At 67.1% G+C, this 13,249-nt stretch carries 3 protein-coding genes; 2 read left to right on the top strand and 1 reads right to left on the bottom strand.

Features of this window, described 5'->3' with window-relative positions; translation table 11 throughout:
• The first annotated feature begins 63 nt into the window (after positions 1-63).
• Positions 64-678, top strand: coding sequence for a hypothetical protein (locus CH249_RS28345; RefSeq protein WP_068426468.1), 615 nt, complete (start codon positions 64-66; stop codon positions 676-678).
• Between the two features lie 26 nt (positions 679-704).
• Positions 705-6,806 (top strand): helicase-related protein, encoded by a 6,102-nt coding sequence (locus CH249_RS09355; protein WP_256988243.1) that lies wholly within the window; start codon positions 705-707, stop codon positions 6,804-6,806.
• A 114-nt stretch (positions 6,807-6,920) separates the two neighbouring features.
• On the opposite strand, the gene mobF is transcribed toward CH249_RS09355, so the two are convergent.
• Positions 6,921-13,094, bottom strand: a complete 6,174-nt coding sequence (mobF, locus tag CH249_RS09350; protein WP_179273037.1) for a MobF family relaxase — start codon at positions 13,092-13,094, stop codon at positions 6,921-6,923.
• Between the last annotated feature and the right edge of the window lie 155 nt (positions 13,095-13,249).

Raw genomic sequence — 13,249 nt, 5'->3', positions numbered from 1 at the left:
TGGCCAGAGATTCCGACGATTTCCAGCTCGATTTGTTCGCCGAGACAGAGGACAGTGACACCCATGATCGACCCGATAACGCAAGAAATAATGAAGCTGTATCTCGAGCACCAGGGGCTGCCGCCGGAGTTGAACCCGGACGATCAGCAGGAGTTCCTCGAGCGCGAGAGCGAGCGGATAGCGGAGCGGATCGACAACATGAAGGTCCACATGCAGAGCCAGGTCCTGGAGAGGTATCTGCGGGAGAACGGGGAGCCGGCCCCGTTCATGGAGCAGGTGGGCTTGATCAACCAGGCGTGGGCGCAGGCGACGGACTTCGTGATCAACGAGGAGATCTACAACCAGCTCCCGGTGGAGATGGAGGCCTATCCGCCGGATCAGGAGAGCCCGGAAGCGGAAGCAGAACGGGACCGGGCACGGATCCAGGTGCACCGGAGCGATCCGGAACGGTGGCGCGATCCGCTGAACTGCGCGGATCCGATCCAGTCGACGTTGTGGCTGACGGACGCACTGTGGAAAGACAAGCCGGTGCAGTTCCGGTACTACGCGATGCATCTGCTGCAGGCGAGGATCGAGGACGACCTGCCCTACCCGACGTCGCAGAGCCACCCGCTGTTTCCGTCGTTCACGAGCCTGCTCGACGAGAGGGTGGCCGAGCACGCGGCAAGCGGAAAGTAACCCGCCGCAGCGAATCCGACGCCCAACTGGACCTGTTCGCGTTCGACGCCGACGGTGCCGCACCGATCGACCCGAATGCCGCCGACATCGGCGGGACACCGCTCCCCGACCCGGTCGATCCCGACATCCTCGCCGCCGACACCGAACCGGACGTTGCCGTACAGATCGCGGCACCGACACCGACGGAACTCGTGCGCGATGCCTACGGACGGCTGGCGCGCGAGGATGAGGCGTATGTGCGGCTGGCGCGGATCCGCACCGACCTCGACGGGACACTGACCGCCGAGCAGGTCACCGACGCACTGATGGAGCTTCGGCGTGCAGGCGATGTGTCGTTGATCCCCGAAGAGAATCAGAAGACCCTCGGGCCCGACGATCACGCTGCGGCGGTGAGCTACGGCAACCAGAGTCGGCACCTGATCGCCGTCGACGGCCGCCGCGTCGACCAACTCCTCCCCACGCAGAACCCTCCCGCGCCCAGCGTCGAGACCGACTCCCCCACAATCGAACCGACCCCCGATCCCACCCCGAATACCGCAGTCCCTGACACCACCGAAGGGATGGTGGTCGACACGCAGACGGTCGCCGAGCGACTGTGGAACGTCGAGCCCGTCGACTTCCGTCCCGGCACACAGGTCCTGGTTCCGTCCGGCGCGAAAGCCCGTGTGGCAGCGAACATCGAGGCCCTGCGGGTGCTGGCGGCTGTGACTGCGCAGGATCGCTACGCCACCGCCGACGAGCAAGCGGTCCTCGCCCGCTGGTCGAGTTGGGGTGCGACCCCGCAGGTGTTCGACCCGCGCCGCGACGACTGGAACACCGAACGCGAGCAGGTCCGCGCCCTACTCGACGACACCGCGTGGGCTCAGGCACAGCGGACCATCCTCAACGCTCACTACACCGACCCGGCGATCGCTGCCGCGATGTGGAAGGCGACGATCCGGGCCGGGTTCACCGGCGGCCGAGTTCTCGAACCGGGTTGCGGGGCAGGGACGTTCATCGCTCACGCCCCGGCGTCGGCGCAGATGGTCGGGGTGGAGCTCGACGCGACCACCGCCGCGATCGCCGCCGCATTGAATCCGTCGGCGCAGATCCGCGGCGAAGGATTCGAGAAGACCACCGCGCCGGCGTCCTCGTTCACCGCGGCGATCGGCAACGTCCCGTTCGGTGACTATCGGCTCTACGACCCGGTCCACAACCAGGCCAAGCACTCGATCCACAACCACTTCATCGTCAAATCGTTGGCGATGACCGCACCCGGCGGCTACGTCACCGTCCTGACCTCCCGCTACACCCTCGACGCCCAGAACCAGCGGGCGCGCCGCGACATCGCCGCCCTCGGCGACCTCGTCGGGGCAGTGCGGTTGCCGTCCAACGCGTTCCGCCGCGTCGCCGGTACGGAGGTGGTCACCGACATCCTCGTGCTGCGTCGCCGCGCCGACGGGGCGAAACCTGCACAGTTGACCGAGCGGTTCCTGCAGCTCGAGAACGCCACCGCACTCGATGATGCCGGCGAGGACAAAGGTGTGCCGATCAATGCCGTCTACACCGATCACCCGGAATGGGTGCTCGGTGAGCTGCGGGTCGGGCACGGGATGTACGGCAACGAGACTTTGTCGGTCGACGCCCCCGACAGCGACGTCGACCTCCCGGCACTGGTCGAGGATCGGCTCGGAACCATCGTCGACGCCGCGAAAGCTGCCGGTCTCGGACATACCGCATCGTGGCGCGACACCTTCGGCCCGACCCGAGAGGACTTCGAGCGCGGTCTGCTCGCCGCCGGGAACACCCTCGAGGAGTCGGACCTCGCGGTGGGAACCCTTCGGCACGACGCGCAGGCAGAGACCATCGAACGTTGGAACTCCCGCGACTGGGAGCCGGTGAGCACCCGCGGAGCCAAACAGGTCGCCGAATGGGGACAGTTGCTGGCCCTGCGCGACACCACCCGCGCGTTGATCGAGTCGCAGAAGGACGCCGCTACCAGTCCCGGGCAGCGGCAAGCTCTGCGGGAGATCCTGGGTGAGCAGTACGACGCCTACGTCGGCCGCTACGGCCCGATCAACCGGTTCGCGATGACCGTGCCCAAGGACCTCACCGAATCGCAGCACGATGCCGCTCTGGCGAAATTGATCGACACCTGGCGTAAGGACGAAGGCGTCGCCGGAGACCCGTACGCGGGGGAGATCCCTGAAGACGTCTACGACCGGCTCTCCGACGATGCGTGGATCAATCCCCGACAGCCCACCAAGCTGCAGAGCCACCTCGGTAAAGCACTACGCACCGATCCGACGTTCGCGCCGGTCTTCGCGCTCGAACACTTCGACGAGGAGACGATGACCGCCCGCAAGGCGGCTATCTTCCACACCGACGTCCTGCATTCACGTGAGCTGCGGGACTACGCCGAGACCGTCGACGAGGCGATGGCCATCAGCCTCGACGAGCAAGCCCGCCTCGACGTCGGGCGAATCGCGGAGCTACTCGGGACCACCGTCGAGCAGGCCGAAACGCAGATGGAAGGACGGGCCTTCCGCACGCTGACCGATCCGACCCGGTGGGTGTCATCGTCGACGTATCTGTCGGGCAACGTCCGCACCAAACTCGCCGACGCCGAAGAGGTCGCCGCGCTCGATTCCCGCTACCAAGCCAACGTCGACGCCCTGACTGCGGCGATCCCGCCGCGCAAGACCGACGTCGATGTCTCCCTCGGTGCGCCGTGGGTGCCGATCGAGACCTACACCCAGTTCGTCCGGGAAACCTTCGAGGTACCGGCCGATGTGCCGGTCACCATCGAACGGGCGTCGGGGCGCTGGGAGGTCGCCGTCGGCCACTACCCGGGCAGCAGTGAGCAGGACCTCAAGTGGGCGCTGATGCCCAAACGTCACGCATGGTCGACGAAGTTCAACTTCGAGCACCGGCCCGCCGAAGACCGCGGGATCGCCAACGCCGGGATGCGCGCTGGGGACTACACATGGAAAGAGCTTCTCCAAGACCTGCTCAACAGCGACACCGTCGAGATCACCAGCTCGAAGGAGTTCCGTGATCGCGCGGGCGCGGGAGCAATCCACGATGCTGCGACCCGCGCCGCGCAATCGAAGGCCCGGCGGCTCTCACAAGAGTTCGGGCAATGGGCGTTGCACGCCGACGAAGTGCGGCGCGAACAGCTCCTCGACATCTACAACGACAAGTTCAACTCCCTTGTCGCACCGGTGCATTCGGGTGCACATATGTCCTTCCCCGGTCTCGGGGACAAGTACTCGCCGTACCCGTACCAGCGCGACGCCGCCGCTCGGATCGTCTCCGAACCGACAGTGCTGCTCGATCACGTCGTCGGGGCCGGTAAGACCGGCACCATCTTGATGGGTGCGATGGAGCTCAAGCGCCTCGGGCTGGCGAACAAGCCGTGGGTGGTGGTGCCCAACCACATCATCGACCAGGTCGTCCGCGAAGCAGGCCAGTGGTATCCCGGCGCACGGATCCTGTCCGGATCGGCGGCCACCGACGCCGAAGGGCGCCGATTGCTCGTCGCCCAGTCCGCCTCGCAGGACTGGGACATGGTCGTCGTCCCGCGGTCGGTGTTCTCCTCCATAGGGGTCGACCCCGGTACGAAAGCGGAATACATCCGTGGACAGGTCGCCGAGCTGGACGCCGAACTCGGCAACGTCGACGAAGGTCTGACCAAGAAGCGGCTCGAAGCGATGAAAGCCAAGCTCGAAGAAAGACTCGAAACCGCCCTCGAACAGGCCGGGAAGGACCGAGGGCTCACGTTCGAGGCATCGGGGGCGGACTACCTGTTCGTCGACGAAGCGCACGAGTTCAAGAACCTCGCCCGCGCGTCCGGGGTCGCCGAGCTCGCCAATTCCGGCTCGCACCGCGCGACCGACATGGACCTCAAGCTCAACTATCTGCGGTCGATGCGCCGTGAGGAGGCGATCACCAAGGGCATCCCGCCGGAGGAATACATCGAGCGAGTTGCCACGTTCGCCACCGGCACCCCGGTCGCGAACTCCCTCGCCGAACTGTGGGTCATGCAGCACTACTTACGGCCCGACCTCCTCGAGGACGCCGGGGTCGCCTCGATCAACGACTGGGGGGCAACGTTCACCGACACCGTCGAACGAGTCGAGCTGAATTCGTCCGGATCGAGACTGCGGGCAGTGACTCGGGTCGGTGAATTCACCAACGTCGGCGATCTCATCGGCATGACCAGCGTGTACACCGATGCCGTCACCCGCGATCAGGTGCCGGCGAATCTCCCGGTCAAGGACGGTGGCCGCAACACCGACGTCACCTTCACCCCGGCGCTCGAGGTGCAGGACTTCATCGCCGACCTCGGGTATCGCGCCGATAATGCCGACGCCAAGCGGCCTGATATCGACAATGCGCTCAAGGTCGCCAACGACGGCCGCAACGCCACCCTCGACCCGAGGGTCGCGCATCTGGATCCGGCACCGCCGGAGCATTCCCGCGCGCACATCGTCGCGCAGCGAATCCTAAACGTGCACAGAGAATCGAGCGAGAACGTCTACCTCGACTCGTCCGGTGAACCGCACCCGACACCGGGTGCGTTGCAGATCGTGTTCTGCGACCGATCCACCCCGAAAGCCGACGGGTCGTGGTCGATCTACGACGGGATCCGCGCCGAGCTGCTCGCCGGCGGGATGGAGACCGCCCGGATCGCCTACGTCCACGACTACCCGAAGCCGTCGGAGAAGGCCCGCCTGTTCGAGATGTGCCGCACCGGAAAGGTATCGGTGGTGTTCGGATCCACCGAGAAGATGGGCACCGGCACCAACATCCAGGATCGCGCAATCGCCTTGCATCACGTCGACGTGCCATGGCGACCGGCCGACCTCGAACAGCGTGAGGGCCGAATCATCCGGCAGGGCAACCAGAACGCGCATGTCAAGGTGTTCAACTACGTCGCCGAGAAGACCTTCGACACCGTCATGTGGCAGACCGTGCACCGCAAGGCGCACTTCATCGAACAGCTCAAGAGAGCGGACCGGTCGATGCGGCGTGTGGTCGACCTCGACAGCGATTCGCTCGCCGAGAACTCGGCGATGACCAAGGCCCTGGCCACCGGTGACGATCGATATATCCAGCAGATCGAGCTGGACTCCCAGCTTCAGGAGCTCCAGTCCGAAGCGGATTCGCATTTCGCCGAGCAACGCTCCATCGAACGCGACCGCGATCGGTTGCGCCGTGAAGTACCCCGCGCACGCCAGCGGGTCGTCGGATTGAAAGAAGCAGCACCGGTACTCAAGGGCCGGCGCGAGGTCGACCAGTGGCCCGGTATGACCATCCGCGGGGTGTTCTACGACAAGCGCAGCGACGCCGCGAATGCGATGGCCATAGCGTTGCAGGGCACCTACCAGGCCCTCAAGGGCGAAGGGTTGACCAAGACGATGGTGATCGCGGAGATGAGCGGATTCCCGATCGAGGCCTCTCGCCCGGCCCAGGACAGTGCGCTGTATCTCTCGTTCTCCGGTCTCGGGTCGTCGACGAAGGTCATCGAAGCCCACGATCTGTATCCGAGGATCGGGGACGGCGATCGCAGCCAGCATTCACTCGGTCTGCTCACGCGGATGGAGAACATGGCGTACACCGTCGACACCGACCTCGCGAAGGCCGAACGCTCACTCGATCGAGACGAACAACGCCTCGATGACCTCGAACTGGTCGAGCTCTCGGACTTCCCGAAAGCGGTACAGCTCAAGGACCTCTCGAACGAAGTGACGCGGCTGCGGCAGGAGATCAAGGAAGCCGAGACCAGCCCCGAAGCGCTCGCGCGCGACGCCGCCCGCGCGGAACGCGCGGCAGCGAAGGGCCGCGACCCGAAGTGGTCGCTGATGCTCAATCCCACCAAAGCCCTCGTCGAAGAACTCGGCATGGAAAGTGCGGATGAAGTGCGGGCCATGATGCACGCCAAATCCGTTGCTGCTCAACATGCGAGCGCGCAGACCGCAGGAGGAAGCGAACATCTGCAACCGGGCGACACATCGACTCGGCCCGGACACTTCCTCCGCGCAGTAGAAGACGGTCCGGGGCCCGCCAAGCCGTGGAAGGGCAATGAACACGAAGGGCCGGAACCGGGTCACGAACCTGACAACGGGTACGGCCTCGACAGCTAGTCGACGAACCGCACCGCTCGCATCCACGGTCCGTCAACATTTCCTGACGGATCGTGGACGGCCCGGGCTATTGCCTCACCGATCCCATTCCGACCGGACCGCCCGGGCAGCTCGTTACAGGCCGTGGTCGTTATCGAGCTGGCGTTCGGTGACGACAGCGTCGGGCAGCTGCTGCGGACGCGGCGTCTGTTTGCCGCTGCGGGGACGTCCGGGTCCGGGTGCGTCTGCGAGTAGCCGCGCGATGTTCTTCTGCGCGGCAGGGTCGGCGGGCTGAGCATCGGCGGTTCGACGGTTCGTCGTGTCAGTGACTCCGCCGATCGCAGGAGCCTCCACCGTTCGGGCTGTCGCTGAGGAAGCACGGATGCGCTGTTCGGCGGCGTGACGCTCACCGGCCAAGGACACCGCCCGCAGACGGCGGTCACGCTCGGTGATGGCGGTGTCGAATACGGCGGCGGCTGCAAGGTCGGCGGCGCGGCGGTCGGGGTTGCTCGCGCGTGCCGCGATCGCGGGCCATTCGCTGGTCTCGGCCCGCACACGTCCGGCTGCATCGCTGGCCGCCCGCTCTGTGTCGCGGACCTGGCGTGCGAGGCGCTCTTCCCGTAGTCGGGCGTCAGCGACGGCAGGTTCGAGGGTCTTGCGGTCGCGCCGTTTGGCGGTCGACAGTCGATCGGTGAGTGCAGCGTGTTCGGTGCGCGCCGCCTCGTGTTCTGCCCCGATCCGGCGCAGTTCGGCGTCGAGTTCTCGGGCGGCGGCGATCGCTGCAGCTTGCTCGGTGAGGCGGGCGTACAGCTTCTCGGTGTCCGCGACGACGGTCGGTGCGGTGCGCGATCGTCCGGCGCGGTCGACGAACGCGATCAACTCCGCGTCCGGGACGAGCCTGATCGGGTCCTGTTCCATCCTCGCGAGCAAGGCGGCGTCCGCCGGCGAGAGCACAGGTTGCGGATCGGCGGCAGGCTCGGCTGCGTCCTCCACTACCAGCTCTATCGGAGCAAGCGTTTCCTGCTCGAGGTGGTCCGCTGTCTCGACTTCTGGTGCGTCGAGGACCTCGACGGTGGTCTGCGCGTGTGTCGAGGTCACCGCGATACGCCTCGCTGCGTGCTCGGCCCGCAGCAACATGCCGTCGAGGCCGTCCACTTCCTGCTGGAGTTCTGCGAGTGCGGCGAGGTCGATGCTTTCGGCTGTTCCGCGAGCGGTGATGACGTCGGCTGTGGTGACTTCTCCTCCGTCGGCGGCGGTGACGCGCTCGTACTCGGCAGCGGCTTCGTGTGCGCGGGTGCGGGCGGCGGTCGCGGCGTCGTCGGCGAATCCGGCGCGCCAGATCTCCCAGTCGAGACCACGCTGAGCGAGCAGACGGGCGTCGTCGTCCTCGGCGGCTGCGACGTCGGCGGCGACCGCGGGCCGGATGACGGTGTCGATCCGGTGCCAGAGCGCTTCGGCCTCGAATTCGGTGTCCATCCAGTCCTGGCGGGCGTCGAGCATCGCGATCCGGGCGGGGCGTTGCCGGTCCGCGTGTTCCTGCATCTCGGTCAGTGCCGTGCGCAGGTGCAACACCGTCGGACTGGTGCCATCGGCAATTGCTGTGCGCAGCGCGCGGTGGTCGGCCTTCGCCGCCGCGAGATCGCGGGTGAGCAGTCGGACCCGTTCGTCGGCGGTGACCGTCGGGTACGGCAGTGCCAACACGTGTGCGTGTTCGAGCATCGCCGCGTACGGATCGACGTCGGTATCGACGTCCGGATCGTCGGCGGTGACATCGTCGCTGTGACCGTCGTACTCGGGCGGCGGGGCGTCGTCGTACTCCAGCGGCGCATCGAGTGCGTCGAGGGAGGCGAGGTAGTCGGCATCACCGCCCAGCGGGATCGACGGCGCGTCCGCATCGACCGCTGCTGAAACTGTCTGCGTATTGGCCGGTGCCGGGAGGTAGTCCGGATCGGCGAACTCGGCCGGCAGCACGTCGCCGGTCGTGTCGCCGATCGTCTCGTCGAGCGGTGCGAGGGCTTCTTCGTCCTCGATCGAGAGTGGTTCGACGGGCAGTGGGGTGTAGGTGCGGGCGAGGTGGTTCTCGCGCACCAGCATCTCGGCCCGCCACGTCAGCGCGGTGGCGAGTTCGTGGGCGGGCAGGGTGACACCGTGATCGACCGGGTCGATGCCCCCGTGCAGGAACTCGTACGCAGTCCCCAGCAACTCCCCCGGCGTCCACAAGGTGGGGTCGGCGGCGTCGACGGTCGCCACGAGTGAGGGCCACGCCGGGTCGGACATCACGCGGGTGGCGGCGCGCTCGCCGAGCAGTTCGGTCAGCATCGGTGCCCACGACGGCATCAGCGCTGCGGTGTCCGCGGCGTCGGTGTCGAGGGCAGCGGCGGACAGTTCACCGGACAGTCGCCACCACAGTGCGGCAGCGGGCAGCTCGTCGGGTAGCGGCGACGCGGCGAGGGAGTCGCGGACGAGGGTGTGGACTTCGATTCCGGCGCGGGCGGCGGCGGAGAGTCGGTCGGCGAGGATCGGGAAGTACGGATCGCGGGCGATGTGGGTGTCGAGTTCGTCGACGAACGGACGCCACCGAACGACGGCGTCGTTGGTGGTACCGATGATCGTCTCGGCGCGAGTGTCGAGGCGACGCTGCACGATTGCCGACGCGGCCGCGTACTGCTCGGGTCCGGTCGGTCGACGGTCGGCGGGGTCGACGTCGTGCGCGGCGCGGAACACCGCGAGATCGGTGAGCAGGTCGAGGTCGGGTTCGTCGGTGAGCAGTGCCCGCGCCCAGACCGGTGCCGTTGTCGGTGTCCACCCGGCGGCGTCGGCGGCGATGCGTTCACGGTGGACGGCGATCGCGTCGGCGCGGGCATCGAGGTAGCTCGCCCACTCCGGTTCCTTGCGCAGTGCGTCGGGGATGGCAGGCAGCCACGGCAACGGCCCCCGCCCCGATGCTCCACGTGCTGCGGAGTGGCGTCCGGTGGCGTCGAGTCGCCAGTCCAGGACTGCGGCCCGATCTCCCGCGGTGCCGAGTTCGCGTTCGGTGATCGCGGTGTTCAGGGCGGCGACAGGGTCGTCGCCTCCGGCGGCGAGGATCGCGAGATGTCCACGCAGGACCGGCCATGCGGCGTCGTCGGTGAGGCCGGCGATCGCGGCGTCGGCGGCGGTGTCGATCGCGGCCATCACGGTGGGTCCGGCGAGGACTTCGCAGGCGGTGGCGACGGAGTAGTCGTAGGCGTTCGCGGCCGGTGCCAGGTTCACATGCGGGTCGTCGGCAGCAGCGAGGGTCGAGTGCGCGGAGACCTGTGCGCCGTCGCGGCGCAGGATCGCCCGGAAGTCGTCGACGGCGGTCGGGGGAAGCATTCCGCGTTCGGTCATCGCGGTGTGCAGATCACCGTCGGAGGCGGTCGCGAGATACATGTGGTTGTTCAGTCGCCCCCGGGTGAGTGCGACGTAGGCGAGCTGTCGGGTTTCGTCGCCGGTGGCCACGACGTGGCAGGTGTCGGCGGTCGAGCCTTGCGCGGAGTGGACCGTTCCGGCGTAGCCGAGTTCGGTCGATTCCTGGACGTAGTCCGGTGACAGGGTGACGGTGCGTCCGAGTTCGAGATGGCGTACCACCAGTGATCCGTCACGGCCGACTTTCTCGACGGTCCAGCGGTCACCGTTGCGGACCCAGTCGGTCTGCGAGAGCGGGTTGCGGCGATCGTTGGAGCGGGTGCGGACGATGTCCCCGACGCTCGCGCGGAGGCCGTCGGCGAGGACAGCTTCACGTCCGACCTTGGCGTCGGTGGCGGCGAGGCGGTCGGTGCGGGCGCGGGTGTTGAGTTCGGCGACGAGCTCACGGGTCGGTGCGAGCAGCAGTGCGTCCTTGCCGGCGGCGCGGTCGGCGCTCCACGCGCTGTAGGCGTCGTCGGTGACGGTGGCGATGGAGCCGACGTGCAGCCGGGAGTGGTCGATGTAGAAGCCGATCGCTGCGTCGTCGCCGTCGCGCAGTGCGAGAGATGCTGCGCCTTCGGCGGCGCCGGTTGCCTTGTCGCGGAAGCGCACCACCTGCGAGAGCGTGAGCGCGCCCACGCGGTCGTGGATGTCGCGCAGGACACCGCCGGAGGCGACGGACGCGAGCTGCTGATCGTCGCCGATCAGCCGTACCGTTGCGCCGCGTTCGGCGAGGGCGGTGACTGCGTCGTCGAGGTCGAGGGTGCCGGTCATTCCGGCTTCGTCGACGATGACGAGCGTGTCCGGTCCGATGTTGGTGTACCACTCCGGGACGGATACCGGATCGCCATTGCGTAGACGTTTGGTGATGTCGACGAACTTCGCCAACGTATCGGTTGTCGTCAAGATATCTTGACGCAGGACTGCGGCGGCAGCGGCGGTCGGCGCGAACCCGACGACGTGCCCGCCTGCGTTCTGCCACGACCGTGTCAGTGCTGTCATGGCGGTGGTCTTGCCGGTTCCGGCGGGTGCGAGTGCGAGCTGAAGTTTTGCACCGGACGTGGCCATTGCGCGCACGAGTGAGCGTTGTCCGACGTTGAGTTCGCGGCCGTTCGCAGCGGACTCGAGCAGCGCCATCTCCACATGCTCGTCGGCGACTGCAACACCGTCGTTGCGCTGTGCAAGGGCGACGATGCGCGTCTCGGCGTCGAGGACGGCAGTGGTGGTGAACAAGGTTGCTTCGTGGCGGGTGTGCACGTCCCGGCCGTCGCGTCGACGCATCACATTCGGGGCGATGTCTGCGGCGACGTCGTCACTGAGTTCGTCGCCGAGAGTGACGGCGAGGTCGGTGCCGCAGGCGCGGTCGGTGATCGCTTCGACGAGGTCGGTGATGCGATCGGCCGGCGGGTTGGCGGTGCGGACCTGACGGATCGCTTCGGCGCGAATGTTGTGCCGTTGGTAGCGCGAGCGTGCTCGGGAAACGACCTCGACGACGTCGGCGGCGGTGTAGTCGATCCAGCGCGGGTCGTCGATGTCCACGCTCGCCCGGGTGCGCTTCTTGCCGGTCACCTCGGCGACCATCTTCGACAGTGCTTTTGGTGAACCGAGGACGTCGATCGCCTCGGCGCGCCACCCTCCGCGTTGCTCGGCGTGCGAGCGCGGTTCGTGTTTCGCCTGCCGGGTTTCCAGTGTCGCGCGCTGCGCCAACCGGATCGCTTCGATGGCGGTCGGTTCGCGGTGATGCTCGGCCTGGAACTCGCGTGCGAGTTCGGCGGTGCGCACGACGATGGCAGCGTTGCGGGAGGACCAGCGTTCGGCCAACCGTGTGTCCAGGCCGACGATTTCACGGACGGGTCGCTTCGACCGGTCCTCGCTCGGGCGTTCGGCGAAGTCGACTCCGATGCGTTCACGCAGTTGCGCTTCGAGGGCGGTGTTGTAGACCTCGGAGGCGGGAACGTTGTTGCGGTACAACGCAGCCCCGTCGAGCGCAAGCCACTTCGTCGTCCCGTCCGGCAGGGTTGTGGAGACCTTGTTCGAGATCGCGACGTGGGTGTGCAGGTTCGGATCACCGGCGCGCGAATCACGGTGGGTGAACGCTGCGGCGATCAATCCGTTCGCGTCGACTTGCGCGACACCGCCGTTGCCGAGACGGGTGAAGCAGGCGTGCTCTTCGAGGTATTCGAGGGCGGCTGCGATCGCGGCGTCGTGCGCTGCTTCGATCTCCTGCGAGATCTCCCGCGGCGCAACCGCCCACAGCGCCGACACCGACTTGACCGGCGTGAACGTGAGGTCGAACCCGGCGACGGCTTTGGTGTTCTGTCGCCCCGATTTGGCGACCCACCCGGACAGTTCACGCTCGTCGGCCGGGGCGCGTCCGTACTCGCGCTCGAACATCTCACGCGCGACGCGGGTGCGGATCGTCGCGCGCGATTCGGCCTCGATCGGTGCGTTCCATTTCTCGCCGGCCGCGAGGTTGTGCTCGACGAACGCCTTCGCACACGCGACCCGGTAGTCGGAGGCTCCGTTGTCGATCTTGAATGCGCGACCGAGCTTGATCGCCGCCGCCGCTGCTCGCTCTGCGTTCTTCGTCGACGCACCGGCAGCGAGCTCGGCCGCGAACTTCTCCGCGTACATCGTGTCGGCCTCGGGGTGCAGGCCGTCACCGAACAGCGCCTTCATGTGCGCCTCGGACACCTGCTCCCCCGCGCCGATCGTCTCCAGCTCGGCCAGACCGGACCCGGTCCACCGGCCCGGTGACTCCCCCTTCTCGGAGTAGTACTCGGCCAGTGACGCGGCCCCTCGTTCAGTGGAATCTGCCGCTGCAACCTGCCTGGTCAGGTACGTATACCCGTCCCCAGCGGTGAGCTTGTGCAGACCCATCATGGACCGGACCCTACCAGCGAAATCCCCAAAGTGGCCTGAATGCATGAGGTCTGTGGGGTTGGTCTTGGCTTTTGGCTGTAGATCGGTAGGGGTTGAGATTGGTGGCGTGGGGTGGAGTTTCGGTGGTTGTGGATCGGTGATGCGGGAGGAGGTTG

Source organism: Rhodococcus sp. 05-2255-3B1 (assembly GCF_002258545.1).
GTDB lineage: Bacteria > Actinomycetota > Actinomycetes > Mycobacteriales > Mycobacteriaceae > Rhodococcoides.
Note: the sequence above shows the minus strand (reverse complement) of the source record. Positions and strands in the feature narration are given on the sequence as shown.

Bases quoted from the DNA above. Each gene is read 5' to 3' on its own strand.
- mobF (WP_179273037.1), bottom strand. From the start codon at position 13,094: ATGATGGGTCTGCACAAGCTCACCGCTGGGGACGGGTATACGTACCTG.
- CH249_RS28345 (WP_068426468.1), top strand. From the start codon at position 64: ATGATCGACCCGATAACGCAAGAAATAATGAAGCTGTATCTCGAGCAC.